23 protein-coding genes are annotated in these 24,253 nt (G+C 39.7%); 17 read left to right on the forward strand and 6 right to left on the reverse strand.

Annotation, left to right across the window (positions count from 1 at the left end; translation table 11 throughout):
- Positions 1–82 precede the first annotated feature (82 nt).
- The 4 genes from VPHSUH08_RS05025 to VPHSUH08_RS05040 all read right to left on the reverse strand — a co-directional run bounded on the left by VPHSUH08_RS05025 (position 83) and on the right by VPHSUH08_RS05040 (position 5,180).
- Positions 83–847 (reverse strand): TIGR03943 family protein, encoded by a 765-nt coding sequence (locus VPHSUH08_RS05025; RefSeq protein ID WP_008602964.1) that lies wholly within the window; start codon positions 845–847, stop codon positions 83–85.
- Positions 848–905: 58 nt separating this feature from the next.
- Complete coding sequence (locus tag VPHSUH08_RS05030; protein ID WP_105086927.1) at positions 906–2,441, reverse strand: permease; 1,536 nt, start codon at positions 2,439–2,441, stop codon at positions 906–908.
- Positions 2,438–3,307 (reverse strand): GTP-binding protein, encoded by an 870-nt coding sequence (locus VPHSUH08_RS05035; RefSeq protein WP_008602960.1) that lies wholly within the window; start codon positions 3,305–3,307, stop codon positions 2,438–2,440. The genes VPHSUH08_RS05030 and VPHSUH08_RS05035 overlap by 4 nt, the downstream gene beginning before the upstream one ends.
- A gap of 424 nt (positions 3,308–3,731) precedes the next feature.
- Positions 3,732–5,180, reverse strand: coding sequence for an aminoacyl-histidine dipeptidase (locus VPHSUH08_RS05040; protein WP_105086928.1), 1,449 nt, complete (start codon positions 5,178–5,180; stop codon positions 3,732–3,734).
- A 301-nt stretch (positions 5,181–5,481) separates the two neighbouring features.
- On the opposite strand from VPHSUH08_RS05040, the gene VPHSUH08_RS05045 reads away from it, so the two are divergent.
- From VPHSUH08_RS05045 to VPHSUH08_RS05055, 3 genes are read left to right on the forward strand one after another with little or no spacing between them, the layout of a single operon-like run.
- A complete protein-coding gene (locus VPHSUH08_RS05045; protein ID WP_105086929.1) occupies positions 5,482–6,933 on the forward strand; it encodes a nicotinate phosphoribosyltransferase in 1,452 nt (483 codons plus the stop codon).
- 8 nt (positions 6,934–6,941) lie between these two features.
- Positions 6,942–7,709: an NAD(+) synthase gene (gene nadE / locus VPHSUH08_RS05050; protein ID WP_105086930.1), complete on the forward strand. Its 768-nt coding sequence runs from the start codon at positions 6,942–6,944 to the stop codon at positions 7,707–7,709.
- Between the two features lie 44 nt (positions 7,710–7,753).
- Positions 7,754–8,731 carry an asparaginase gene (locus VPHSUH08_RS05055; protein ID WP_105086931.1) on the forward strand — a complete coding sequence of 326 codons (978 nt, stop codon included), beginning with the start codon at positions 7,754–7,756 and terminating at the stop codon, positions 8,729–8,731.
- 275 nt (positions 8,732–9,006) lie between these two features.
- On the opposite strand, the gene VPHSUH08_RS05060 is transcribed toward VPHSUH08_RS05055, so the two are convergent.
- Positions 9,007–9,783: an adenosylcobinamide amidohydrolase gene (locus tag VPHSUH08_RS05060; RefSeq protein WP_105086932.1), complete on the reverse strand. Its 777-nt coding sequence runs from the start codon at positions 9,781–9,783 to the stop codon at positions 9,007–9,009.
- A 175-nt stretch (positions 9,784–9,958) separates the two neighbouring features.
- Here VPHSUH08_RS05060 and VPHSUH08_RS05065 point away from each other — a divergent pair, with 175 nt between their 5' ends.
- The 3 genes from VPHSUH08_RS05065 to yfbR are packed head-to-tail and all read left to right on the forward strand — an operon-like array spanning position 9,959 to position 12,387.
- Positions 9,959–10,888, forward strand: a complete 930-nt coding sequence (locus tag VPHSUH08_RS05065) for a mechanosensitive ion channel family protein (RefSeq protein WP_105086933.1) — start codon at positions 9,959–9,961, stop codon at positions 10,886–10,888.
- 25 nt (positions 10,889–10,913) lie between these two features.
- Positions 10,914–11,771 (forward strand): D-alanyl-D-alanine carboxypeptidase family protein, encoded by an 858-nt coding sequence (locus VPHSUH08_RS05070; protein ID WP_105086934.1) that lies wholly within the window; start codon positions 10,914–10,916, stop codon positions 11,769–11,771.
- A gap of 25 nt (positions 11,772–11,796) precedes the next feature.
- Positions 11,797–12,387 carry a 5'-deoxynucleotidase gene (yfbR, locus tag VPHSUH08_RS05075; RefSeq protein ID WP_105086935.1) on the forward strand — a complete coding sequence of 197 codons (591 nt, stop codon included), beginning with the start codon at positions 11,797–11,799 and terminating at the stop codon, positions 12,385–12,387.
- A gap of 195 nt (positions 12,388–12,582) precedes the next feature.
- Here yfbR and VPHSUH08_RS05080 read toward each other — a convergent pair whose 3' ends face one another.
- Complete coding sequence (locus tag VPHSUH08_RS05080; protein ID WP_105086936.1) at positions 12,583–13,467, reverse strand: epoxyqueuosine reductase; 885 nt, start codon at positions 13,465–13,467, stop codon at positions 12,583–12,585.
- 155 nt (positions 13,468–13,622) lie between these two features.
- Here VPHSUH08_RS05080 and VPHSUH08_RS05085 point away from each other — a divergent pair, with 155 nt between their 5' ends.
- The 11 genes from VPHSUH08_RS05085 to VPHSUH08_RS05135 all read left to right on the forward strand — a co-directional run bounded on the left by VPHSUH08_RS05085 (position 13,623) and on the right by VPHSUH08_RS05135 (position 24,176).
- Positions 13,623–14,405: a xanthine dehydrogenase family protein subunit M gene (locus tag VPHSUH08_RS05085; RefSeq protein ID WP_004693894.1), complete on the forward strand. Its 783-nt coding sequence runs from the start codon at positions 13,623–13,625 to the stop codon at positions 14,403–14,405.
- Entirely contained in the window at positions 14,405–14,857 is a 453-nt protein-coding gene (locus VPHSUH08_RS05090) for a (2Fe-2S)-binding protein (RefSeq protein ID WP_004693892.1), read from the forward strand. Before VPHSUH08_RS05085 ends, VPHSUH08_RS05090 begins: the two co-directional genes overlap by 1 nt.
- Positions 14,857–17,154: a xanthine dehydrogenase family protein molybdopterin-binding subunit gene (locus VPHSUH08_RS05095; RefSeq protein WP_105086937.1), complete on the forward strand. Its 2,298-nt coding sequence runs from the start codon at positions 14,857–14,859 to the stop codon at positions 17,152–17,154. Before VPHSUH08_RS05090 ends, VPHSUH08_RS05095 begins: the two co-directional genes overlap by 1 nt.
- 41 nt (positions 17,155–17,195) lie before the next feature.
- A complete protein-coding gene (gene yqeC, locus VPHSUH08_RS05100; protein ID WP_105086938.1) occupies positions 17,196–17,954 on the forward strand; it encodes a selenium cofactor biosynthesis protein YqeC in 759 nt (252 codons plus the stop codon).
- A 6-nt stretch (positions 17,955–17,960) separates the two neighbouring features.
- Positions 17,961–18,683: an NTP transferase domain-containing protein gene (locus tag VPHSUH08_RS05105; protein WP_105086939.1), complete on the forward strand. Its 723-nt coding sequence runs from the start codon at positions 17,961–17,963 to the stop codon at positions 18,681–18,683.
- A complete protein-coding gene (gene yqeB, locus VPHSUH08_RS05110; RefSeq protein WP_077708062.1) occupies positions 18,680–19,492 on the forward strand; it encodes a selenium-dependent molybdenum cofactor biosynthesis protein YqeB in 813 nt (270 codons plus the stop codon). Before VPHSUH08_RS05105 ends, yqeB begins: the two co-directional genes overlap by 4 nt.
- Positions 19,476–20,204, forward strand: a complete 729-nt coding sequence (locus tag VPHSUH08_RS05115; protein ID WP_004697774.1) for an XdhC family protein — start codon at positions 19,476–19,478, stop codon at positions 20,202–20,204. Before yqeB ends, VPHSUH08_RS05115 begins: the two co-directional genes overlap by 17 nt.
- A complete protein-coding gene (locus VPHSUH08_RS05120) occupies positions 20,194–20,508 on the forward strand; it encodes an XdhC family protein (RefSeq protein WP_004693881.1) in 315 nt (104 codons plus the stop codon). The genes VPHSUH08_RS05115 and VPHSUH08_RS05120 overlap by 11 nt, the downstream gene beginning before the upstream one ends.
- Positions 20,509–20,625: 117 nt before the next feature.
- Positions 20,626–21,438 (forward strand): diadenylate cyclase CdaA, encoded by an 813-nt coding sequence (gene cdaA, locus VPHSUH08_RS05125; protein ID WP_105086940.1) that lies wholly within the window; start codon positions 20,626–20,628, stop codon positions 21,436–21,438.
- Complete coding sequence (locus tag VPHSUH08_RS05130; protein ID WP_024061248.1) at positions 21,435–22,361, forward strand: YbbR-like domain-containing protein; 927 nt, start codon at positions 21,435–21,437, stop codon at positions 22,359–22,361. Before cdaA ends, VPHSUH08_RS05130 begins: the two co-directional genes overlap by 4 nt.
- Positions 22,362–22,577: 216 nt before the next feature.
- Positions 22,578–24,176, forward strand: coding sequence for an NAD(P)/FAD-dependent oxidoreductase (locus VPHSUH08_RS05135; RefSeq protein WP_105086941.1), 1,599 nt, complete (start codon positions 22,578–22,580; stop codon positions 24,174–24,176).
- The last annotated feature ends 77 nt before the right edge of the window (positions 24,177–24,253 follow it).

A 24,253-nucleotide genomic window follows, 5' to 3' on the forward strand; every position in this document is an offset into this window, starting at 1 on the left:
AATTATGAAATATACGTTATTTTATTTAACAGAATCATTCCTATTAAAAACGAGGCGTTAAGCCTCGTTTTTTATGTAATTCTTAAGGGTATACATAGCCTAAAATAGGTTCTGCAGATTTGATTTTTGTAATCTCTACATATGGTTGTTTACGACCGTGGAAGTCTCGGGTAGAAACCTTTCCTTCAATCGATACCCATTGTTCATTTTGTAAGCTATCACCATCTGTTTTATAGGCTGTCATGCCAATAGGGGCAACGTCAGCAATACAACAAGCCATAGCCATACGAGAAATAGTAAATTCGTTAGATTTTAATGTATTATCTTCGCGGTTCACATAGCCTGTCATATAAACTGTGTAGTCTTTATATTGATCAGCATTAGATCCAACTTTTACAATGGTTTGATAGAAATTGTCTGAGTTCAAAACGATTTCTTTTTTGTCCTTGGAAATTCCTGGCTCTTTGCTTTCACTGTTAACAGTGACAACCTCTCCAATAGCATCGTTTGTAAAGTCAAAATTGTTAGTATCATCGTTTACACGAGCGGCACCATGAACGCCTGTTGAGGGTACAAGAACGGGAGGAACGATGAGCAACATAATAGGAATAATAATCGGAACGATAGATTTCCAGTTATGCTTGTAGTATTTTGACGGCGCCCAAATAATCGTCGCTAGACCGCCTAAAATAAGGGCAACGCCACTAATACCTAGTAAAAGTTCATAACGCGGTGCAATATAGTTCAAATAACGACCTGTCACAATGAGGTAAATACAACAGATACCTAAGATGAGATACAATAGACCTTTCACGATAGAAAAGCGATCTTTCAGTCCTAATGTCATGAAATCATCTCCTTTTAATTAATTAAGAACTGAGATAATGATTATAAAAGTTTGTAAATTAGCTAAGAAAGAATTTGAATACTAATGCTGCTATATAGGACATAACGGCAATCGTTATACTTAATCGTATGATAAATGAGGTAGGCATATATTGTTTTAATATATATACGTTTTTGATATCTAGCATCGGACCTAAGATGAGAAAGCCCATCACAGAGCTAATAGGAAATAAGGTGCTCAAGGATTTACCGATGATGGCATCTGATGTAGAGCAAATAGAGAAGAAGAATGCTAACATCAGCAAAATTGGAATGGCCGTAAATTCTGGCAAGGTTAATCCTGCGTTGAGAAGCCAAGGTTTGCCATAGACTTGAACTATAGATAGTACAGCTGCCGCCATGGAAAAATAGAATAAGAGTTGAGAAAACTCTTGTTCCATATGGACTAACAATCTTTTTTTATCGATATGTTTAGTTTTAGTTGCTTCTAAAACGATTTCTTCGTAGCTAAGATTCTGTGGTGTTCTTGCTTTCAAAATAGATGTGGCTGGAGGCCAAAATCGGAATGATAGGGCTACTAACAAGGCAACACCTAGTCCTAAAACGATACGCCATACGGAGAGCATGGGATTGTCAGGAAACGCATACCATGTAGAAAGAATGGTGATAGGGTTGATAATCGGGCTAGCGAGCATAAATAAAAGAGCTACTGATAAAGGGATGCCTCGATCTATTAGTGCCTTGAATAAGGGGATGATGGCACAGTCACAAATTGGCAAGGCAAAGCCACTGACCATAGCAGCCCCATAGCTTTTCAAAGAATGGTCACCTAACAGTTTTAGTAGCACTCGTTGTGGCACGAAATAGCGAATAATCGTCGAGCCTACCGTGCCTAATAAAAGGAATGGAATGGCCTCGATGATGAGGCCCGTGATTATGGCGAAGCATTGGTGAATGGAATAGGGGATGTCATGGCGAAAAGCTGTGACCAACAGTATATAGGTTGTAATACCAATAACTAATAGATTAGGAATGAGTCCCCATGTGGAATTCCGGCACAGTTGTTCTACTTTTTCTGGTGTAGGAGCTGTTATAATTTTAGCCTCTCCGTTGTAGGTACGTAGTAAAGCGTGATGTGTATTGGATTCTGTGATAATACAATCTGCACTATACAATTGACTCATTACATCATTACCTAAACCAGGGAGTATGGTTGAAACAAATTGATCGGTACAAATATACAATACCTTTTCTACTTGTACTAGGTGGCTTAATATATCGCTATATAGTAAGGCTTCTAGTTGATGAAAGCTTACCATGCCATTCCACTCAATCCATAGCTCTTTTGGCTGTAGTCGTTTTAAATAATCCCCGATTTTACAGGCTATCAATTCGTAAGACTTGATATCGCTAGGAACAATGGCACTGAGTTCATCCGCATTGAGTTGTAAGGGCTCTTTGATGAGAGGTTCACTGCCTTCTTCGGCGCTGATTATTGCGGTACCGCCTAGCTTTTTACGGTATTGTAATTGTTCGTTTATGAACGTGCTTTTACCGGATCCAATAAACCCTGTAACGATATAAACCGGTATCATGATTGACACACTTCGTTATGTACCATTGGTACATTAAAATCTGTGCCGATAACGACTAGACTATAGTCATTAGTTTCACTAGGTGAAAGCGAACAATAATGAGTGCCGTATTGGAGTTCGTGAGGACCTTCCGTGGTTGGTACAATCCCTTTGGCACGAAGCACCGTATCAGGCATTCCTTCTAAAATGGTTTTCCATTGTGCGAGACTAAGGGTGCGCAAATCCTTAAATGTATGACTCATAAATAAATGTTCATCGTGTAAACAGTGATCATCATGACAATGATACAGGCGCTTGATGTAATCACGCAAACCGATGGTATCCCATGCTTCTTCATGGATTGGCGTATGTGGTGCGAGGTCGCGAATCATACGTTTCGTAATGCTTGTTTGTTGAATATCTTCTGTGTGGCTCAAAAAAATCGCATCACTATGAGTGATTTGATCCTTGAAGAAAAGACCAAAATTTTTGATAAACATTGGTGCTTGCATAGCATCGACAGTCGTTATTGATGCGTGAATGTAAGCAGATTTTGCAATGTCCTCGTCGTTACAAGTATGGATGATTTCACTGAGTTTGCTAACACCTGATGGCTCGATGTAGATCATATCGATTTTGTAATTTTGCAGAATATCAAGTAGTGCTTGTTGGAAATTTCCTTGTAAGCTACAGCAAATACAGCCAGATGTTACTTCACGGACTGTGGCGCCTGTTTTTGCAAGATTAGCAGCATCGAGGCTAGTTTCACCAAAATCGTTTTCTATAATAAGAATTTTATCTTTCGATGTATGTTCTTTTAGTATATGTTGTAAGAATGTTGTTTTTCCAGAACCTAGAAATCCGGATATGATAACTATTGGAATCATATATACCTCCTGCGTAATGTAAACACAGTATACACCTATAGGATAACACAGAAAATACTCTATGGGGTATATGGAGACTAGTGAATGAGTCAGAGTTTAACAGCCTTTTTTGAAATTTATAGATTATATACTATATATGAGTATACTGGCACATGTAGTTGATATTCATAATTATTTATAAATAAAACGATGCATTCCATGTTGTTCATATATGAAAGAATACTCCTGTATGAATAAATATTTATTTATGTAGTTGAAAATTTTTTATGAAAAAAATCCCTCCTACAAGATAATTCAGTTGGAGAGATGGCTGAATTACTTGTAGGAGGGTTGGAGAGTCACTATTACATGGGTCTCGTAACTTGATGTGTTATTTGCTTATAGTATAACAAATTATACATCAAAAATATAGTAATTATTTATTTTATTGTAATTTTGCTAATAATGCTTTGAGGTACACATATACATTTTCAACAGAAGGTAAATGAACGCGTTCTGATGGTGTATGAGGACTTACGATAGTAGGCCCAAAGCTAATCATTTGTGTATTTGGCAATACGCCTTTTAACAAACCACATTCGAGACCTGCGTGAATAGCATTTACATTAGCTGGTGTATCGAACATTTCGTTATGCAAGGAAATCGCTTGTTCTTCCAATTTTGAGCCTTTGTCGTATTCCCATGCTGGATATCCACCTGTACGCTCTGCAGCTACGCCAAGTGCTTTTGCAAGAAGCATCATTTTTTTCGTTAAGAATTCAAGACTATTGCTATTGGAACTACGAATAGAAATGAGTATTTCAATGGTATGTTGATTTTCACGTACGATAGCAATATTATTAGATGTTTCTACAAGGTTTGGGATAGACTTACTTACAGAATGAACCCCATCTTGTGCAAGATAGATATATGTAATAAGTGCTTCTGTTGTGTCTTCTGCATATACTATTTCAGGAGTAGGAACATCTTCAACTACAAATGTAAGGCCTGGATCCTGTACGCTATATTCGTGTTGGTATTGTTTTTCTTGGTATGCGAGCAATGTTTTAATGGCTGCCACATCTTCAGAGCGTACGGATAGTACAGCTACTGCCTTAGACGAGATTGCATTATGTTTTACGCCACCTTCGAAAGACGCTAAGCTAATAGGATATTGTTGTTGAATATCATAGAGTACACGGGTTAGTACTTGGTTTGCATTAGCTCGTTGCTCGTTGATTTCGATGCCGGAGTGCCCCCCTTTAAGGCCGGTTACTGTAATGGATAAGCCCGCATCATAGCCTGGTAAATTGTTTTCGCGTAACAATGGAATTTTTACATGTACGTGGCAGCCACCAGCACAGCTAACGGTAAAGTCATGTTCTACTTCTGTATCTAGGTTGAGTAAGTAGTCACCAGTTACTTGACCTTCTTTAATGGCAAAGGCACCATCCATACCAGTTTCTTCGTTGGTAGTGAATAATAATTGCATTGGTCCATGTTGTTGGCTTTCATCTTCAAGGAGAGCAAGCATCATAGCAGCACCCATGCCATTATCGGCACCTAATGTTGTATGGTCTGCGTGCATCCATTCGCCTTCGATGATATTAGCAATTGGATCTTTAGAGAAGTCGTGGTTAGAGTCATGGTCTTTAACACAAACCATATCAATATGACCTTGTAAAATGATGGATGGACGGTTTTCATAACCTGGAGATGCAGCTTTTTTGATAACTACATTAAAGATTTCGTCTTGATGAACTTCAAGACCTAAATTTTTAGCAAAGTTCACGATGTAATCGCTGATGCCTTTTTCATTGCCGGACTCACGAGGGATTTGGCTCATTTCTTTAAAAATTTCTAATACGCGTTTTGATTGAACGATTGTTTCCATAATGGTACCTTTCATTCTCATGTAAAATAGACATGTATGTATTATTGAAAGCTTTTAAAACAATATAAAATAAAGTATTATAGCGTAATGGTCGCTTGTTTTACAGTCTAGACTAGGTCCTTTCATACATACGAACTATATAAATTATTATTGTATATATATAGTTATATCACAATAAAGATTATTAGGATAGCTTATGCTAGGTGCTAGCTATATAGGAATAATATTGTATAATGAGGGTATACGAATAACGAATAACAATTAACTAAATTTCTATAGATCTTAGAAAGTTGGTGAACTAATGCAACATGAAAGCCGCAATATTAGCATGCTTATGGATTTTTATGAGATGACTATGGCACATGGCTACTTTACAAAATTAAAAAATGTGGATCGCGTCGCATTTGATGTTTTCTTTAGACGTAATCCAGACAAGGGCGGTTTTGCTATTTTTGGTGGTCTCGAACAAATCGTTGAGTACATTTTAAATTTACACTTTGATGAAAGTGATATCTCTTATTTACGGAGTCAGGGTATTTTTAGTGAAGAATTTTTAGCATATCTAAAAGATTTCTCTTTCACCGGTGATGTATATGCCTTCCCAGAAGGTTCTATCATGTATCCTAATGAACCTGTAATTACAATTGTGGCACCTCTCATAGATGCACAAATCATAGAAACTGCAGTGCTTACTATGATGAACCATCAATCTCTTATCGCTACAAAAGCTAATCGCATCGTTCGCGCTGCGGATGGGCGTATTGTGGCTGACTTTGGTGCTCGTCGTGCACATAATGTAGACGCGGCCGTATACGGTGCAAGAGCCGCTTATATTGGTGGTGTTCAGTCCACTGCAACCGTTTTAGCAGGGCAACAATTTGGCATTCCTGTCAGCGGTACTATGGCGCATAGTTGGGTCATGTACTATGGCTCTGAATACGATGCTTTCAAAGCCTATGCTGAAGTGTATCCAGATAATGCAGTATTCCTTGTTGATACTTATGATGTGTTAAACTCTGGCGTGCCCAATGCTATTAAGGTAGCAAAGGATGTATTGGAGCCAATGGGGAAACGCTTAAAAGGAATTCGCCTAGATTCTGGTGACCTTGCGTATTTGGCTAAAAAAGCGCGGCGCATGCTAGATGATGCAGGTTTAGAAGATTGTAAAATCATGGCATCTAATAGTCTAGATGAGTATACAATCACATCTTTGCTCATACAAGGTGGACCTATTGATATTTTTGGCGTAGGGGAACGCCTCATTACCTCTAAAAGTGATCCCGTATTTGGTGCCGTATATAAGATTGCTAGCATTGAAAAAGATGGTGTGTGGGAACCGCGCATCAAGATTTCTGAGACTGTTGAAAAAATTACTAATCCAGGGCTTAAAAAGGTATATCGTGTTTATAATGATAAGGGTCGTGCGATTGCAGATCTATTAACATTGTTGAGAGAGGTACCTGATACGGAGGAACCATATCGATATATCGACCCTGAGCAACCTTGGCGTGAATTATATTTTGAAAACTGTACCTTCAAAGAGATGAAGCAACTCGTTATCAAGGATGGTAAACTCGTTGTAAATTTGCCAACATTAGAGGAAATTCGAAAATATGTACAGAAACAATTATCTAATGAAATTTGGCCTGAAGAGCAACGCTTTGAAAACCCACATCGTCACTATCTTGATATGAGTCCTAGCTACTATCAATTGAAGATGGATTTATTGAACCGTATTTATCGGAAAAAGTAGGAGGGTCTATGTTAGAAAATCCACAAGCTACAAAGGATGCCCTCGTTCAATGGATTCGAGATTATTTTTGTGAAAATGGTCCTAACTGTAGTGCTGTAGTCGGCATTTCAGGTGGTAAAGACTCTACTATCGTGGCAGCTCTTTGCAAAGAAGCACTCGGTGCAGATCGCGTGGTGGGTGTTCTTATGCCAAATGGAGTTCAATCGGATATTGATGATGCCAAGGCAGTTGTGGAGTACTTAGGTATTCCCCATATGACGGTTAATATAGGTGCTGCCTATGAGGCTTTAACTCAGGCTATCGTTCAAGGTGAAGGGTATGAAGCTGTAACGGAAAGAGCTGATTTATCTAAAGATGCTGCCATCAATACGCCGCCTCGCCTCCGGATGGCAACTCTCTATGCAGTAGGGCAAAATTTGCCAAATGGTGCTCGAGTAGCAAATACTTGTAATGGCTCTGAAGATTATGTAGGGTACTCCACAAAATTTGGTGATAGTGCAGGAGATTTTAGTCCTCTCGCACAACTCGTGGTAGAAGAGGTTCGTCAAATAGGTAAACTCCTTGATATTCCATTATATCTAGTTGATAAGGTACCAAGTGATGGTCTTAGTGGTCAGTCAGATGAGGATAAATTAGGATTTACCTATGCTGTACTGGATCGTTATATCAGAACTGGTGAAATTGAAGATCAGCCGACAAAAGAGCGAATAGATCATCTGAATCGAATCAATAAACATAAATTAGAATTGATGCCGTCATTTGATCCAAATCTTTAAATTCAACAACAATAATTATTTTATAGTTTTATAGTGGAGATAATATGGAGACAAAAATTGCTTTGATTGGCACTGGTGGGACCATTGCAGGACAAGGTGCTTCTGATACCGATCTGACAGGCTATACAGCAGGGGTGTTAGGTCTCGACGAAATTCTAGCCTCTGTACCTGGTACAAAACCGTATGGTCCTTATATATATACTCAGTTCAGTAATATTGAAAGCTCCGATATTACCGTAAATCACTGGTTAGAACTTTCTAAGTTGGTGCAAAAATTGGTTGATCGAGATGATATCGGTGGTGTTGTTATTACTCACGGCACAGATAGTATGGAGGAAACTGCATACTTTTTAAATCTAACTGTTCATACTGACAAGCCAATTGTTGTTACTGGATCTATGAGACCTGCTGGCGCTATCAGTGCTGATGGTCCAATTAATTTGTTGCAAGCTATTCAAGTAGCGAGAACACCAGCATCTGTAGGTAAAGGTGTGGTAGTCGTATTAAATGGCTACATTGATGGGGCAAGGGATGTATCTAAATGCAATACTACTAATGTAGCGACCTTTGATAGTCCATTAGTGGGGCATCTTGGTATTGTACAAGATGGTGTTGCCCACTATTATAAAACATCGACTCGCCGCCATACTCAAGACTCCGTATTTGATGTGAGTAAATTAGCTGAGTTGCCTCGTGTAGTTATAATGACTTGCTACGGTGGTATGGATGATATGGTGCCTATGAGTGTAGTTGCTACAAATCCTGACGGTTTGATCTTAACAGGGCTTGGTCATGGTACTATCCCACAAAATGTACGTCAAATCACACAGAATACAAAGTTTCCAACGGTACGTGCTTCTCGTACCGGTAGTGGCATGGTATCTGCAGTGCCACAAGATGCACTGGCAAACTATCTCGTATGTGATACTTTAAGTCCACAAAAAGCTCGTATTCTATTGATGCTAGGGCTTACAAAAACTAAAAATCTTAAAAAGTTACAACAATTCTTCCATGAATATTAAAGGCACATAATACTCATGGAACATATGAAACATAATAGTTCTTTGAATCTAATAATTAATTTGAAAAATTTGAGAAAATATCTCAAATTTTAATTTGATATTCATTTTCAAGAATTATAGTATATGTAACAGTTTTATATGCAATAAACCGCACATTCCGATCGCCTAGGATGTGCGGTTTTTCATTTGTATTATATTTTTCATATATGAGTGGGGTATTGAATGATAATTTTTAGGGTATCATTCTAGATATTTTTGTATATTACAAAATAGGATTATTCAGCGCCGATAGCATTTTCTAGTGCTCTTTGTACGCCTACATAGACAGCCTTGGCTAAGGTGTCTCCAAATAATGAGAAGGAACCAGCATCTGTTAAGATATCTCCATTTGTATCGATGGTGAGAATGATACCATCAGTAGAGGTACCTGTGGCAGATGTTTTGCGTTCTTTTGTAATTGCGTCAGGAATGTCTTCATTAATAAACGGATGGAGTCGTACGCTTTCAACATTCCAATCTTGTAGGGCTGCGGTTTTTGCCTCGGTAATCGTCATAATAGCTTTTACCATAGCGCTATCTGTTAAAGCTTTATTTGTAAATACGAGAATATTAATTGTGCCTGGCACTATGAAGTCTCCATCACGCTCTTCGTAACAATAGCCTGTACCTGCGCGATGTGCCGTTTTTTCATAGCCTGCAGTCACGATAGTTTCCACAATACTATCATGTTCTTCAACTTTGGCATAGGCGTGTAGATGCATTGTGGCAGACGTGAGAAGTGCTGTACTAAAATGAACAGGAGTATCAATATGTTCAAATTCTTGAGCCAAATAATCGGCTACAGAGCCACCGGGTAAATCTTTTTCTGTTTCGATTTGATATGTTAGCTGTTGGTTGCGTACCGCTAGCGTATGGTGATAGCCACCATTTAATTGTCCGCTCGAAAGAGAATAGTGGATATCGTCAAAGTGTACCGTAACGGAGTGTAACTCTCTAGTTACATAGCCTCCAGTAGCGAGCTCTTGGGGTGCTTCGTATAGATTTTTGAACATGTAAGTCTCCCTAGTTTTATGATTGTTATATATGGAATATAACGATATAATATCTTTATTATCGTATTGCAAATGCATATGTAAAATTATAGCATATATATTTACCGTTATTATATTGCTATTATGTTGTGATAGATATTTGTGATTGTATAGATTTATATTATGGATGGTTACTATGGCTAATTTCTTAAGTGCTGTTTCTGAATTTCTTTTTAAAGACGCTAATATATTAATTCAAATAAGGGACTGGTTTTTTGCACAAGCTGGAAATATCTTATTAGCATTAATTTTATTTTGGATTGGGCGATATGCTATTAAATGGGTAAAAGCTTTTGCCGTTCGCATTATGACAAAAGCTTCCTATGACTCAGCAGCGATGAGCTTTATCACTCAAATTATAAATTATGCCTTGCTGGTAGGGTTAGTGTTGATTTGCTTAAACCAAATCGGTATTCCTACAACATCCTTTATAGCTGCTTTTGGTGCGTTTGGTTTAGGTATTGGTCTCGCCTTACAGAATAACCTTTCTAACTTAGCATCTGGTTTATTGATTCTTATCTTCAAACCTTTTAGAGCGGGTCACGTTATTCAGGTCGGTGATGTAGTCGGCAGTGTTAAATCAATCCAATTTATGTATACAGTTATTACTACAAAAGATCAAAAGAATGTATACATACCTAACTCTCTTCTTACATCACAAGCTGTAACTAACATTGTTTATACTACAGAACGGGTTATCCCATTTACGTTTGACATTGGTTATAATAATGATCATCATGAGGCAATAAAAATCTTAAAAAATATTTTTGCAGCAGATAAACGCGTCCTTAATCCGAAGAATATGGAAATAGGTATCTCTGAATTTGGAGATAATTCTGTACGAATCGCCGCTTATGCTCGTGTTAAGTCGAATGATTTCCTCGCTGTTCAATATAGCATTATGTCTGATGTAAAAGATGCCTTTGATAAATATGGCATCGATATTCCATATCCTCAACGTGTAGTATATATTCAAAGTGTAGATACATCGACAGGTGAAATTAAAGGGACAAAGAAGAAAGCAACTACTACAAATGTAGCAATAGATGATAGTCTTGAAAGTTAAGATACTGGAAGGTAGAACGAGAGTGATGACACTTTTAACGACGAATATTCATATGTTTTATAAGAAATTGGTATTGGCCATAACTTTTATAGGAATCATATTTATAGGTGCTAGTGTTGCTCAAGCTGCATACATTGCACCTCCTTCTACTGTTGGTGAGGCCGTAGTCCTAATTGATGCAGATACAAAAGAAATTTTATTTGCAAAGAACCCAGATAAGTGGATGCATCCAGCTAGTACTACAAAAATGGTCACCTTGTTAACTGCCTTAGAATTAAAGGGCACACAGCTTGATGAATTAGCTACTATAAGTAGCTATGCAACGAGCATGGAAGAATCAAACCTTGGGGTTCGCGTAGGCGATCAGATTACATTGGAAGGTATTCTTGAAGGTATGATGGTTGCTAGTGGTAATGATGCGGCCGTTGTAGTAGCCGAAAATGTAAGTGGTTCTGTGGATAAATTTGCTAAAGATATGACTCGCATTGCTGCAAAAGCGGGGGCAAAGAATAGTGTGTTCTTGAATCCTCATGGATTAACACAAAAGGGTCACCATTCTACGGCTCGTGATTTAGCGATGATTGCCGCGTACGGTATGAAATACCAAATATTCCGTGACAAGGTTGCCAATGATTACTACAAGGTGCCGTACCAAAACCGTGCACCAGAAACAATTCGTACTACAAACCACTTCATTCGCAACAAATATCCTGGCGCAAATGGTTTGAAAACAGGTTTTACAAATGCAGCAGGAGAATGTTTGATTGCGTCTGCCACACGTAAGGGCCATACTATGATTGTAGTTATGCTTAATGATGATAATCGTTGGGACGAAGCGGTACAATTCCTTGATTATGGCTTTAAACTCCGTGGGGTCATTTAAGGACCTATTGTGTAATGGGGGACATATGAGTTCATTTTTTGCATTCTTAAAACGCATGCGCTTTATCAATCGATGGAGCCTCATGCGAAATACGGAAATAGAAAATATTCAAGAACATAGCCTTGAAGTGGCTATGGTAGCCCACAATTTGGGAGCTATAAAAAATGAATACTTCGAAGGAAATGTAGATATTAATAAGGTAGCTGTCATAGCCATGTATCATGAGGTAAGTGAAATCTTTACAGGAGATATGCCAACACCAATCAAGTATTTTGATCCAAAGTTGCGTGAACTGTATGGTGAGGTTGAAACTTTGGCGCAAGAAAAAATGCTATCAACCTTGCCAGACCGGTTACAATCTGTTTATAAGCCTATACTTGTTGATGCAGAGGCTAGTCCAGAATGGCCTATCGTTAAGGCTGCCGATACAATTTCAGCCTATATGAAATGCGTCAAAGAGCTCAAGGCAGGAAATGATGAGTTTAAAGAGGCACATGACTCTATCTTAGCCAAGTTGAAAACTCTAAATATGCCTGAGGTAGATATGTTTATTGAATTATATATTCCTGCTCTTGGTAAGAGTTTGGATGAGTTGAACTATTACGAAATTAAATAACTACTAAAAGAGACAACTTCTTGAACTGTACCCCAAAAATTGGACACAATTTTGAAGGTATAGTTCATCTGGGCCGTCTCTTTTTGATTCTAACGATTTGTAGATTATGTTGCTAATGCTTTATCAAATTTTTGTTAGTTTGTTTAATAATAATTATTATAAGCGTATTTGTTAATTATTATGCCTTATTGAATATTATAGTTTACTTTTTCTATCTATAATCTCTTGATTTCTCATTAGTATTTTTTTACCTCGCCACGAGAAGGCTCGATGACCGTATTTTGCTTTGAATTCTTTGTTCGTTAGTGTTTCTAGTTCGTCTATATTGATATACGGTTCTATCTGTTGGAATTCTGGGATGGGCGTAGTTGGAATATCTTTGTTGTGAGGACACACCTCTTGGCACACATCACAACCAAATACGAGTGGTGTTTTAGCGAGAATCTGTTCCTCTTCATCGGTAAGTTCTCCTTTTTTCTGAGTTAAGTAGCTTTTACAAGTCGCGAATTTAAATTCGTCATGGCCCAAACATTGGCCTAAGCATGCTGTAATACAACGATTGCATCCTATACAGGACTGCTCAAGAGGGGCATTTGGTTTGAGTTCTAGTGTTGTTAAAATCGTACCAATAACGACATAAGAACCCCATTTAGGGCTGATAAAACAGTTGTTCTTTCCGTAAAAGCCAAGGCCTGCTAAGTAGGCCATATACCGATCTGCTAAAGGAGAGGTGTCGCAATGAATGGAGAACTGAGCCGAGTCATCAATTATTTGTAATCTTTCAATAAGACGTTCTAAATATTCATTAATGACCAGGTGATAATCTGTTGACCATGTATAGCGCGATAGATTGGCATGGCCTTTGTGTTGTACATGGTACGGGAATAGACAAACGATGGCACTTTTTGGTATAAACTGAGTCGTTCCTAGTAGTCTTGCCTCCACATCTGCCGTAGTGAAGGGGCAGGGGTTGCTTTCAAATAAAATAGTTTTGGCCTGTTCAGGTAGTGGCCATGAGGCAATTCCAAATTCATAAATATGTAATTCTTTGCAAATTTCCTGTAAATTTATATCTTTCATCGTAGATTTAGTGGTAAATAATTGGTAAAATAAAAGTATAAGAAATGCACGAGATTCTATAGTTTTTTGTTAAGTTTGTAGTTTGGTGAGAACTGTATTTTTATAGTTAGCACCGTAATTCTGTTAGTATTAGTATACCATTGAGAGGACAGATTATGTTAGCATTTATGAAAGTATTACAACCGAAGACGGTGGAAGAGGCTTATGAATTAGCCACAAAGAACAAAACTGCTCCTATGCTAGCAGGCGGCTGTTGGCTGCGTCTAGGACGACGAACTTGGCCATCAGTGATTGATATGGCGAGTCTTGATTTGCGTTATGTTCGTGAAGAAGATAAGGAGTTTGTAATTGGCGCTATGGCGACACAAGGAGATGTGGAACGCTTTGAGCCTTTACAACAATTCTGCGGCGGTGCCGTAGTTAAAGGCGTTAAGGAGATTCTTGGCGTTCAATTTAGAAATACTGCTACCATGGGCGGTTCTGTAGCAAGTAAGTTTGGCTTCTCTGATATCATCCCTGCGCTATTGGCAGTGCATGCAGACATCGTTACCTTCAAAGGCGGTCGTATGTCCATGCAAGATTATATGGCATATAGAGAACGTGATATTCTCATGGAGATTCGCATCCCTAAAGTAGATGTACCTGTAGCTGTTGAAGCCCTTCGCATTTCTCGTGGTGATTTCCCGTTATTGACAGGTGCTCTTCGCCATGATGAAAAAGGGGTTGAATTGTATATCGGTACAAGACCTGGTGTACCTCAATTAGCTGTTAAAGCAAGTGCCTTGCTTTCAGAAAAAGGATTATCTGCCGCAAAAGAAGCAGGTCAATTGGCATCTGAAGAACTAGTGTATCAATCTAACTCTCATGCGTCCAAAGAATATCGCATGGAAATGGTAAAAGCAATGGTTCAACGCTTAGCTAAGGAGGTGGCACAATAATGGAACTCGTACTTAATATTAATAACAAAAATGTAACTGTTAATGTGCCAACTGATGAGATGTTGCTAGATACATTGCGTAATCTTGGCTATTACAGTGTCCGCTGTGGCTGTGACACCACAAACTGTGGCCTTTGCACTGTATGGGTGGATGACGAAATTATTTTGTCCTGTGCATACCCTACATTTCGTGCGCCAGGCCATAAAATTACTACATTAGAAGGCTTACAAGAGGAAGCTGAATTATTAGCGGCTTGTATCGCAAGTGAGGGCGCAGATCAGTGTGGTTTTTGTACAACTGGCATGATGATGAGTGCTATCAATTTGAAACGCAAAAATCCAAAGGCTAGCGATGATGAGATTCGCGAATACCTCATAGGTAACTTATGTCGCTGTACTGGTTATGAATCACAACTTCGAGGAGTTCGTAAATTCTTAGAAGGAGGCCTATAATGATGAACAAGCATATTGGTAAGTCCTATGACAAAGTTGACTCCAAAGGTATTTTGTCTGGTAAACCGTCTTATACTGGCGATTTTGTTCCCAAAGATGCGCTCGTTATTAAGGCTCTTCGTAGTCCTCATGCTCAGGCGCGCATCAAATCTATTGATACATCTAAAGCCAAATTGATTCCTGGCGTAGAAGCTATTTTTACTTATGAAGATGTGCCTAATACGCGATTCACATTAGCAGGTCAAACATATCCAGAGCCATCCGCTTATGATGCGCTTATTTTGGACCCTGTAGTTCGCTATGTTGGAGACGAAGTAGCTCTCATCGTAGCAAAAGATGAAGCTACAGCGCTCAAAGCAATGCCGCTTATCAAGGTTGAATACGAAGTACAGAAACCTGTACTTGATATGCATACTGCTATCGACCATGAAACTATAGTACATCCTGAAGATGATATTCACAATAATATCCCTGTAGGACAAGATTACAAACGCAATATTTGCGTATCCTATCACAAACGGGTAGGAGATGTGGAGGCAGAACTTGCTAAATGTGATTACGTGGCAGAAGGTACATACTTTGACCAGGCCACACGCCAAACAGCGATGGAACCATTCCAAAGCTTTGGATATATAGATGCGCTTGGTCGTGTAGTTATCGTATCCTCTACGCAAATCGTATTCCATGTACGCCGTCACATCGCTCGTGCACTCGGTATTCCGGCTACAAAAGTCCGTGTTATTAAACCTCGTATCGGCGGCGGTTTCGGCTCTAAACAAACGGCTTGTACAGAAATTATGACGGCCTTTGTAGCGTGGACATTGAAAAAACCTTGTTATCTCTTATACGATCGTACAGAAGCACAAACTTGCTCCACTACACGTCATGCTCGTGAATGGAAAATCCGCGTAGGTGCTACAAAAGATGGTATTATTAAAGTTATTGATATGGACTCCATCACAGCCGCTGGTGCACATGCAACTCATTGCTTCACTACTACAACGGCTGGTGAACATAAATCTGTACCGTTGTACAACAAAGCGACTGCTGTTCATTATGGTACAGAGGGTGTGTATACTAACCAAACTCCTGGTGGTGCTTTCCGTGGGTATGGTGCAACAGAAGCATTGTGGCCATTAGAATGTGCAGTAAACCAGTTAGCTGATAAGATGGGGATTGATCCAGCTGAATTACGTCAGAAGAACTTAATAGCGGAAGGTGAACAAAGCTTAGTATATGCTCCAGATGAATATCTTGATTCTGGTCTTTTCCAAGATACCGTAAATCGGGTAAAAGAAATGGCTCGTTGGGATGAACGCCCTCATTCTTGGGACATTGATGAGCGCTATCGCGGTGGACTTGGCATGGCTTTAGCATTACAAGGCTCTGGTGTCGCGAATATCGATGTGGCGTCTGTTGAAATCCGCCTTGGTGACGATGGTAATTATACACTGTATACTGGGTCTTCTGATATGGGCATGGGGTCTAATACCGTATTGACTCAGATGGCCTGTGAAGTAATTGGCTGTCCTATGGAATATATGACTGTTATTGAATCAGATACAGATATCGTACCATTCGATCCAGGGTCTTACGCATCTAGTACAACCTATGTAACAGGTACTGCTGCTAAGATGGCAGCAGAAGAATTGCGCACTAAGATTATTGCTAAATTTGCTCAATTCTTTGAAACCGACGTTGAAAACGTTGACTTTGACGGCGTTGTAGCTACCACAAAAGATGGTGCTAAAACAATGGATATCCATCAATTGGCACCAAAATTATTAGTTGGTGCTAATGCAGAGCAATTGTCTGGTTTCGCTACATGGGGCAGTCATACGTCTCCACCTCCATTTATGGCATCTATTGCTGAGGTAAAGGTAGATAAACAAACAGGTAAGGTTATTCCTCTTCATTTCTACTCTTGTGTTGATTGTGGTACTGTTATCAACCCTAAATTGGCTCGCGTTCAAGTTGAGGGTGGTGTGGTACAAGCTATCGGTATGGCTTTATATGAAGATGTACGCTATTCCAACAATGGTCGTTTGGAAACAAACAATCTTATGACTTATAAAATCCCAACCCGTCAGGATATTGGTGAATTACATACAGACTTTGTAGAATCTTACGAGCCTACAGGTGGCTTCGGAGCTAAATCTATTGGTGAGGTTGTCATCAATACGGGGTGCCCTGCTATCCAACATGCCATTAAAAATGCAGTTGGTGCGGATATTCGTACATTACCTATGACACCTGAGAAGGTATTTATGGCTATGGACGAGAAATATAAAGTATAGAGATTTCTAGTTCCTTTTACTTTCTAAGGAGGCCTGGTTCTATGACATCACAAACATCCTATTGGAATCGATTGATTCAGCCGGGAATCGTTGCCCTTGTTGGGGCAGGCGGTAAAACGACTGTGCTTTCAAAACTAGTAGAATATGGACGGCTGAAAGGTCAGCCCATAGTAGTTACGACTACGACTCGACTTTATGAGTCTCAGGTGGCTCATTATGAACCGATTTATACTCGTAATATTAATGAAGCTGATGAGTATTGTACTGACCGACTTTTACGTGGCTATTGTGGTGCGTGGTTCGCTGGAATTACAGGAACAAAAGTAGACTCCTTAGATTGTGATCTTATCGATGGTTTATCCAAGTTACATCCCAATTGGCAAATTGTTGTAGAAGCAGATGGGGCGAAGGAAAAATGGCTCAAGGCACCTAAGACGACCGAACCTGTCATTCCATCTCTTACAAAGACTACGATTGGCCTCGTGAATCTACAAATGCTAGGGGCCCCATTAGATGATGAGCACGTACATAATATCGAGCTGGTTCAAGATATTGTAAAACGCGATATGGGGGCTATTGTAACTCCTCGTATGTTAGCCGATCTTGTTTTGCATAGGCAAGGTTTATTCCAATACAGTAAGGGTAAGAAAATATTATTCTGTACTGGTTATGAAACAGTGCAACATCGCATTATCGATGATTTTATTGATCATATTGTTGATAGTGATATTACGGCTATCATTTTGGCTGATGGATATAAAGCAAGTTGTGAAATCCGTCGCATTATTCAATGTCGGTAGGTACTCATGACTATTATGAAAGCAAATTGTAGCACCGCTTTTAGTCCCATGAGAGACCCCATAGACCGTCATCCTTTGCATATTGGCATTGTCCTCCTTGTGGGAGGACAATCCAAGCGTATGGGATGTAATAAGCAACTCTTGCCCTGGCGTGGTAAGACTGTTCTAGATGCGGTCTGTGGGGCTCTTCAAGGTGGATGGGGTGGACAGGTGGCTTCTACTGTATCGTGTAAGCTACCTTTTGTGGCGGTTACTGGTGATGATCATGAGAAATTAGAACCAATTGTCACAAACTATGGTTTTGAAGCCATTCGAAATGACCATCCTGAACTAGGGCAAGGCGTATCCATAGCAATGGGAGTACGTCATTTGATGAATACGTCATCCTTACCGCTAGACGGTATTCTCTGTTCAGTAGGAGATCAACCACTTCTGACGAGTGCTGTTGTACACGAGGTCATTCGTGCGTTTAATGAAAACTTTCATCCGAAAACTATCGTCGTTCCACATTATGGGGCAAATTATCACTCGGGAAATCCCGTTCTCTTTGGTTCTCATTGGTTTGATTATTTACAACAGATTCAAGGGGATCAAGGGGGTAAGACCATTATTCATGGTGATGGTAAAGCCCATGTCGTGAAATTATGGATTAGTGATGATATTGGCGACGATATCGATACACCCGATGATTTTGAGCGTTTGAAACATCGTGAAAGTGAGGCATTATGAAACCATTGGTACTCATGCGTGGAGGCGGAGACATCGCTTCTGGCGCTGTATATAGATTGAGACGGGCGGGATATCCCGTTGTAATTAGTGAAATAGCGATTCCTACCATGATTCGCCGCGAAGTATGTTACGGTAATGCGGTTCATCGTGGAGAAATGATTTTGGAACGTTTTGTTGCTCGTCATGTGTCTCTTGGTGAAGTGAAGGATACATTGGCACAGGAAATCATTCCCGTTGTCACTAGCTCATATGAGGAATTATTGGACACTTTAAAACCAGAGATTGTAGTCGATGCTATTTTGAGTAAAAAGAATCTTGGTACAAAACGGGATGATGCAGATCTCGTTATCGGTGTGGGCCCTGGATTTACTGCTGGAGAAGATGTAGATGTAGTCATTGAAACGATGCGTGGTCATTCATTAGGTCGCTGTATCTATGATGGACCAGCTCAACCTAATACAGGTATCCCTGGAAATGTAGGTGGCTACACTCATGAGCGTGTTATTCATTCTCCAAAGGCTGGACTATTTACAGCAAAACGTCATATTGGGGATTCTGTACAAGCTAATGAAGTAATTGGTTATGTTGATGAAGAACCAGTAAGAGCGAAAATTACAGGTATTCTACGAGGCATTTTAAAAAGTGGGCTTATCGTATCAGATCATTTTAAGTTGGCTGATGTGGATGCTCGTTGTGAAGAGTCTCATTGCTATAGTATTTCAGATAAATCCCTTGCTGTCGGTGGAGGTGTATTAGAGGCTGTTACCGCTTGGGATTATGAAAGGAATCTAGATGGAAACAATTTATGATGTGATGAAAGATCGTCTACAGGTTACTGAAACTACTGTGATGGTTACCGTTCTATCCGGTCCTCGTCAAGGGGATAAGACTATTTATGCTGAAGATGGAAGGGTTCTATACGGAACTCCTATTGAAGGGTTTACTGTAGATAAAGCAAAGCTAAATTCTCTATGCATGGTAGGCGAAATGGAGTGTTTCGTACAACCTGTAGAAAATGATCCGTCAGTTCTCGTATTAGGCGCAGGTCATGTTAGCCGAGCTATTACAGATTTGCTGTTGTTTATTGGCTGTCGCGTTACAGTCGTAGATGACCGTCCAGAATATGTAGTGCCTGAATTCTTTGATGAACGTGTTACACGTAAGTGCTTACCTTTAGAAAACTTCAAGAACGATTTACCTCTTGATGAATATACTGGTTTTATCATTGTGACACGTGCTCATGAGTACGATAATATATGCTTAGAACAATTACGAGGGTACTTGCCTACCTATATGGGCGTTATGGGCAGCCAAAAACGCATCCATCATGCTTTTGAAGTGTTGCGTGAGCAAGGATGGACTCAAGATGAGTTAGATATGGTATATGCGCCTATTGGTCTAGATTTAGGAGCTCAAACGCCTGAGGAAATTGCATTATCTATCGTTAGTGAATATTTGGCAGTGGTGCGTGGTAAAAAAGGCGGCTCATTGCGGAAAGGTAGAGTGATCCATGAATCGTGAGTTTATTGAATACCTTAGTGAACGTAAAAACGAAACCTTAGCAGTAGCCACTATTTTATATACCTGTGGATCCACACCTCGTAAAGCTGGTACATCTATGGTTGTATTTCCTGATGGATCTATTTTTGGTACTATCGGCGGTGGCCGTGCGGAAAATGAAATCCGCCTAAGTGCGGTGGACTCTTTGAATAAAAAAGAAGCTCACCGTCGTATCGATGTTCATCTCGATGATGACGTAGCTGTTAAAGAAGGCATGGTTTGTGGGGGCCAAATGGATGTTTGGATTGAAACACAAAACATCTAATAAAAATCTCATTCAGCGTTTGTTTATAAATTTACAGTACTCTCAAAATGAGTTAAAATATAAGGTACAGTCAAAGAATTGATTGTACCTTATTATTTTGTATAAGGAGCTATTTTTATGCATATTGACGCACTTATACATACCTTTAGGCTTCTTGATATTGTTGATATCATAATCGTTGCTATTGGTATTTACTATTTATATAAATTGCTTAAAGATACACGGGCCGTTTCTCTTTTAAAAGGTCTCGTTATGTTGGCGATTTTTAATTTATTGAGTCATCTGTTAAATCTATACGTTATCAACTGGATTTTGCAACAAAGTATGACCGTTCTTCTCTTTGCGTTACCCGTTGTATTCCAACCTGAATTGCGTCGTGCTCTAGAACAATTGGGGCGTGGCCGAATTTTCAGCAAGGCACAAAATGTAAACGAAGAAGAAATGGATATGGCTATTAATGAAGTGATGGCTGCGGCTCGCGTTATGTCTCGCGAACATACTGGGGCACTTATCGTTTTTGAACGTGAAGTAGGTCTCAATGACTTTGTAGATACTGGTATTCTTATCGATGCTGTATTGAGTCGCGAGTTGATTAAAAATATCTTTGTTCCTAGTACACCGCTTCATGATGGGGCCTTGATTATTCGTGATGGGCGAATTCGTGCAGCGGGCTGTTTGTTACCGTTGACTGAGGACCGCACATTGAGTACTGAACTAGGTACACGTCACCGTGCAGCTATTGGCTTGTCTGAGCAAACTGACGCTGTCGTAGTCGTTGTTAGTGAGGAAACAGGGACCATTTCTTATACATATGGCGGTCATATTTATCGCCATTTACCAGAGGATCAAATTAAAGAGGCATTGCGTACCTTTATGGAACGCCCTCGTCAAACCATTACTAGTATGTGGAAATGGAGGGCAAATAAATGATGATTCATTTGAAACGCAATTGGCCTGCTAAATTATTATCCTTGTTAGCAGCTATCGTCATGTGGTTCTTTATTATGCGCGATCAGAACCCTGTGATGGAAGTAACCTACATAATACCTGTACAGGTTCAAAATCTCAATTCTGGCTATATCATAGAAGATGCACCAGATGTGGTCCGTGTTGTTCTGGCTGGCCCACGTGATACCATTATGTCTATGAAATCAGATAATTTACGGGCTTATATTGATGCATCTGGTGTAAAACCAGGTCAAAATAATGTAACTATTAATTTTACGCCTCCGGCAGGAATGAATCTTGTGGAGGTTAAACCAGATAACATCACCATCAATGTTGATGAATATGCAGAGAAAACGATTCCTGTTGAAATAGTTCCAATCGGCAAGTTCTCTGATGATATTGCTTTGAAATCGGTAACGATTGTGCCGAAAGAGGTAACTGTTTCTGGTCGTAAGCAACAAGTTAATGCAGTGAGCAAGGTTGTGATGAAAGTCAATGTGGCTGGTCAAACGAAGAACTTTAGCGCTGTTAGTACTTTAGAAGCTTGGGATACGGCAGGTAATGTACTGGATGTACATATTAATCCAAACCAAGGCCAAGCACAATATGAACTCAACTTATTACGTAAAGAAAAGGCGGTTCCTATTACTGTTCCGACTGTTGGTACAGTAGCAGAAGGTTATGAAGTTAAATCCACGTCTGCTACACCAACGCAATTAACAGTTACAGGTCGTGAAGAAATGATTGATTCCGTTACAGAAATACAAACGGAACCTATCGATGTATCGGGTGCTACTGAAACTGTACAGGGTAACTATAATTTAGTATTACCGAATGGAGTTAATAGCAATACTACAACGGTACGGGTGAAAGTAGAAATACAAAAGAAAGTACTTAATGGATGATAAGTTTTTTGTGAGGCTTTGAAATCTTGCGACGAAGACCCTAATAGAGTGAATATTTCTCTATTAGGGCCTTTTTATGATTTATATATTAGCTTTTATAGTAGTGTTGTATAATAAAGATGTATGACTACTTTCTTACTGGTCAAGTGGTAAAGAATTTTGGTCAAAGATTAAAGAAGTAGGCTCACCTAAAAGGGAGGCTTTAATAGGAAAGCTATGATTAGAATAATAAATCTCCGCGTGGCTGTTACGGTTAAGTCGGATATCAAAAGTATTGTAGAAAAGAAATATCCCCCGTTACGTGGTGCTATCAAAACGATTCATGTTGTTCGACGTGCCGTAGATGCTCGTAAGAAGCCAAACATTGTTTTTGTATATACCCTATTCATTGAGGTTCATAATGAAGCTCAAGTTATGAAAAAGCTTGGTAAAGAAAAGGATGTATCTGTATTTGCTGCAGAAGATCCAGAACCTATTGTTTTTGGGTCCGTACCATTAGCTCATCGTCCTGTTGTTATGGGCTTTGGCCCTGCGGGGATGTTGGCAGCCTTTTACTTAGCTCGTGAAGGCTATCGCCCAATCGTGCTTGAACGCGGTCAAGATGTAGATACACGTAGTCATGATGTAGAAACATTTTGGAAAAAGGGCATATTTAAACCTGAATCCAACGTACAATTTGGGGAAGGCGGTGCAGGAACTTTTTCCGATGGTAAGTTGACAACTCGCATTACCCATCCGCGGTTACATGAAATATCTAAATACTTTGTAGAGTTTGGCGCGCCTGAAGAAATCTTATATAAACATAAACCCCATGTAGGTACAGATAAATTACGTACCATGGTAAAAGCCATGCGTGAGCGCATCATCGAATGGGGCGGTGAAGTTCGCTTTGGTTCAAAGGTAACGGATTTATTTATTGAAAATGACCGTATCGTAGGTGTTGAAGTTAATGGTAGTGAGCGTATTGATACGACTGTTGTTTTGTCTGGTGTAGGCCATAGTGCACGTGACACATATGAAATGCTTTATAAACGCAATGTGGAAATGACGGCTAAACCATTTGCTATCGGTGTTCGTATTGAGCATGATCAGGCTGTAATTGATGAGTCTCAATATGGTGTAGATCCATCTAGTTTGGGCCTTGGTGCAGCAGAATATTCTCTCGTATACCACGATAAAGAATCAGGCCGTACTGCATATAGCTTCTGTATGTGCCCAGGAGGTCAAGTAGTAGCATCTGCCTCTGAAGATGGTGGCGTTGTCGTAAATGGCATGAGTTTATACGCTCGGGATAGCGGTGTTGCTAATAGTGCTATCGTAGTCAACGTAGGTCCAGATGACTTTGGTACTCATCCTTTAGATGGCGTCGCATTTCAACGAGAATGGGAACGCAAGGCCTATGAGTTGGGCGGTTCTAACTTCCATGCACCTGCACAAACTGTAGGACAGTTTTTAGGACTTTCACAAGCACCTAGCGTACAAAATAGTATATATAGCTACGAGCCAGGTGTTGTAAATTGCGATTTACATGATTGCTTGCCATTATTCGTCACATCCGTATTAGAGCGGGCCTTGCCATACTGGGGGCGTCGCATCCGAGGATTTGATGATCCTGCGGTGTGTATGACAGGTGTTGAAACGCGTACCTCTGCGCCGCTCCGTATGGGACGCAATGAAGAACGCATTTCTCCTACTGTAGGAGGTTTCTATCCTATGGGTGAGGGGGCTGGCTATGCAGGGGGAATTATGAGTGCTGCCCTTGATGGTGCGGAAACGGCCATTTTATGTATGGCAAAATACGCAAAACCTAATTAGTGGGGAATTATACTGATGAATTGAATTACAGTATAGATTCATACTATTTATGTAATATAGATGTGACTTTATAGCAG

This window comes from Veillonella sp. S13054-11 (assembly GCF_002959795.1).
Taxonomy (GTDB): domain Bacteria; phylum Bacillota; class Negativicutes; order Veillonellales; family Veillonellaceae; genus Veillonella; species Veillonella parvula_E.

What these genes read in the sequence shown, in the direction of transcription:
- VPHSUH08_RS05065 (WP_105086933.1), top strand. Translation starts at nt 9,959, where the DNA reads ATGGCTAATTTCTTAAGTGCTGTTTCTGAATTTCTTTTTAAAGACGCT.
- yqeB (WP_077708062.1), top strand. Translation starts at nt 18,680, where the DNA reads ATGAAACCATTGGTACTCATGCGTGGAGGCGGAGACATCGCTTCTGGC.
- yqeC (WP_105086938.1), top strand. Translation starts at nt 17,196, where the DNA reads ATGACATCACAAACATCCTATTGGAATCGATTGATTCAGCCGGGAATC.
- VPHSUH08_RS05105 (WP_105086939.1), top strand. Translation starts at nt 17,961, where the DNA reads ATGACTATTATGAAAGCAAATTGTAGCACCGCTTTTAGTCCCATGAGA.
- nadE (WP_105086930.1), top strand. Translation starts at nt 6,942, where the DNA reads ATGTTAGAAAATCCACAAGCTACAAAGGATGCCCTCGTTCAATGGATT.
- VPHSUH08_RS05135 (WP_105086941.1), top strand. Translation starts at nt 22,578, where the DNA reads ATGATTAGAATAATAAATCTCCGCGTGGCTGTTACGGTTAAGTCGGAT.
- VPHSUH08_RS05095 (WP_105086937.1), top strand. Translation starts at nt 14,857, where the DNA reads ATGATGAACAAGCATATTGGTAAGTCCTATGACAAAGTTGACTCCAAA.
- VPHSUH08_RS05090 (WP_004693892.1), top strand. Translation starts at nt 14,405, where the DNA reads ATGGAACTCGTACTTAATATTAATAACAAAAATGTAACTGTTAATGTG.
- VPHSUH08_RS05120 (WP_004693881.1), top strand. Translation starts at nt 20,194, where the DNA reads ATGAATCGTGAGTTTATTGAATACCTTAGTGAACGTAAAAACGAAACC.
- VPHSUH08_RS05040 (WP_105086928.1), bottom strand. Translation starts at nt 5,180, where the DNA reads ATGGAAACAATCGTTCAATCAAAACGCGTATTAGAAATTTTTAAAGAA.
- cdaA (WP_105086940.1), top strand. Translation starts at nt 20,626, where the DNA reads ATGCATATTGACGCACTTATACATACCTTTAGGCTTCTTGATATTGTT.
- VPHSUH08_RS05080 (WP_105086936.1), bottom strand. Translation starts at nt 13,467, where the DNA reads ATGAAAGATATAAATTTACAGGAAATTTGCAAAGAATTACATATTTAT.
- VPHSUH08_RS05070 (WP_105086934.1), top strand. Translation starts at nt 10,914, where the DNA reads ATGACACTTTTAACGACGAATATTCATATGTTTTATAAGAAATTGGTA.
- VPHSUH08_RS05085 (WP_004693894.1), top strand. Translation starts at nt 13,623, where the DNA reads ATGTTAGCATTTATGAAAGTATTACAACCGAAGACGGTGGAAGAGGCT.
- VPHSUH08_RS05115 (WP_004697774.1), top strand. Translation starts at nt 19,476, where the DNA reads ATGGAAACAATTTATGATGTGATGAAAGATCGTCTACAGGTTACTGAA.
- VPHSUH08_RS05035 (WP_008602960.1), bottom strand. Translation starts at nt 3,307, where the DNA reads ATGATTCCAATAGTTATCATATCCGGATTTCTAGGTTCTGGAAAAACA.
- VPHSUH08_RS05030 (WP_105086927.1), bottom strand. Translation starts at nt 2,441, where the DNA reads ATGATACCGGTTTATATCGTTACAGGGTTTATTGGATCCGGTAAAAGC.
- VPHSUH08_RS05130 (WP_024061248.1), top strand. Translation starts at nt 21,435, where the DNA reads ATGATGATTCATTTGAAACGCAATTGGCCTGCTAAATTATTATCCTTG.
- yfbR (WP_105086935.1), top strand. Translation starts at nt 11,797, where the DNA reads ATGAGTTCATTTTTTGCATTCTTAAAACGCATGCGCTTTATCAATCGA.
- VPHSUH08_RS05045 (WP_105086929.1), top strand. Translation starts at nt 5,482, where the DNA reads ATGCAACATGAAAGCCGCAATATTAGCATGCTTATGGATTTTTATGAG.
- VPHSUH08_RS05060 (WP_105086932.1), bottom strand. Translation starts at nt 9,783, where the DNA reads ATGTTCAAAAATCTATACGAAGCACCCCAAGAGCTCGCTACTGGAGGC.
- VPHSUH08_RS05055 (WP_105086931.1), top strand. Translation starts at nt 7,754, where the DNA reads ATGGAGACAAAAATTGCTTTGATTGGCACTGGTGGGACCATTGCAGGA.
- VPHSUH08_RS05025 (WP_008602964.1), bottom strand. Translation starts at nt 847, where the DNA reads ATGACATTAGGACTGAAAGATCGCTTTTCTATCGTGAAAGGTCTATTG.